Below are 589 nucleotides of genomic sequence, written 5' to 3' on the forward strand. Positions count from 1 at the left end.
GGAATACCTGTCCTGGAACGGCATTGACTGGTTGATGGGAGAAACTTATGCCCCGGTAACCTTGGAAGGAGAACTGGTATTGGCGTCGAACGAGAAAACCATTTGGAAAGACAGCGAGTTCATCACGGACAACAGCGACGAACTGGACAAGATGCCAAAGGAACAAAAAAAGAAAAAAGATGTTCAGTTGCAAGCCAGTCTGCACAAAGCCGAAAGCGAACTGGCGTTGTCTCTCAATGCTTATTTGGACCACGAGATTTTGCTGGGTGGAGTACCTGGGCTCTAATGACGGTATAATATACACACAAAATACTTGACTTCTCTATTATGTGTGTATATAATTGGACACATATAATCAACCAGGAGAAGATCGTGAAAAAATACCATACCGAGAAACGCATCCTCCCCGCAATAAACTCACTCTTGGCTCACCGCGCCGAACAAGCGGTTTTTGCAGTCGTCAATGCTGACGGCGAAGTGTCGTGGCAATGCGTAACGGAAGAATCTGCCAATCTTCGGTGTGCGGCGCTGAATTTTGATCTTGCGAGAGGGGGCCGTGCGGCAGAATTTCTGGTCGATGCGTTTCTTG

General features: G+C 47.4%; 2 protein-coding genes. Both read left to right on the forward strand.

From position 1 onward, the window contains the following. Nucleotides 1-286, forward strand: a 286-nt coding sequence (locus tag M6F29_RS12060; protein WP_298160267.1) for a hypothetical protein, incomplete at its 5' end; no start/stop codon positions are given. A gap of 86 nt (nucleotides 287-372) precedes the next feature. Then, nucleotides 373-589 (forward strand): hypothetical protein (locus M6F29_RS12065; RefSeq protein ID WP_298160271.1); only part of this gene is annotated, 217 nt, incomplete at its 3' end.

This window comes from Ferrovum sp., assembly GCF_027317285.1.
Lineage (GTDB): Bacteria > Pseudomonadota > Gammaproteobacteria > Burkholderiales > Ferrovaceae > Ferrovum.